Source organism: Deinococcus pimensis DSM 21231, from assembly GCF_000519345.1.
Lineage (GTDB): Bacteria > Deinococcota > Deinococci > Deinococcales > Deinococcaceae > Deinococcus_A > Deinococcus_A pimensis.
Genome location: NZ_KI912671.1, coordinates 416,708 through 417,402, shown reverse-complemented (window position 1 = coordinate 417,402; position 695 = coordinate 416,708). Strand labels below are relative to the sequence as shown.

The window sequence follows — 695 nt, the reverse complement described above, 5'->3', positions numbered from 1 at the left end:
CCCACAGCAGATCCTCGAGCCCCGCGAGGGCGGCCTCGTCACCCTGGAGGGCGGTGACCGTCAGGGGCAGCAGCCGCGCGCGACGCTCGAAGTACGCCCGCTCGTGCTCGCGGCGGGTGCCGTCCACGGAGAAGCGGCGGAAGTCGCTGAACGGCAGCGGCGGCGGCGGCGTGAGCGCCGCTCGCCTCGCCTGCTCGCGCAACGCGCGCAGGGCGTCCTGGAAGACGCCGGGCGCGCGCGGATCGAAGACGGTGAGGTCGAAGGGCACGCCGAACGGGAAGTTCGGGTGCTCGCGTGAGCCTGCGAGGACGGCGTCACGGACGTCGCGGAAGTTGAGCATGGGTCTCCCAGCGCCGGGCGGCGCGGCGAACGGGCGCGAGGGGGTGAGGAGGACGTCGGGGTGGTGGGTTCACCGCGCGTCCTGCGGGAAGGTCAGCGGGAGCCGGCGGGTGAGGCCCTCGTGACGCACGAGGACCGCGCCGTCCGTGAGTTCGACCCGGGGTGCGTGCGTCCAGGCGTCCCGGGCGCGTTGGGCGCTGCTGCCGAGCACGGCGGTGACGAGGACGACCTCGCCGGGAGGGTGGTCGCCGAGGAGGACCGGGATGACGGTGCGGGGGTGCAGCACGTTGGTGTTCGGCGCGGCGGCGACGAGGTGGCCGCGGCGGACGCCGAGGGGGTCGAGGACGCCGCTCGCG

General features: G+C 75.4%; 2 protein-coding genes. Both read right to left on the bottom strand.

Annotation, left to right across the window (positions count from 1 at the left end; all coding sequences use genetic code 11):
• On the bottom strand, positions 1-340 hold a 340-nt coding region (locus DEIPI_RS40530), incomplete at its 3' end, for a hypothetical protein (protein ID WP_045234854.1).
• Between the two features lie 69 nt (positions 341-409).
• Positions 410-695 (bottom strand): DUF2264 C-terminal domain-containing protein (locus DEIPI_RS33565; RefSeq protein ID WP_045234853.1); only part of this gene is annotated, 286 nt, incomplete at its 5' end.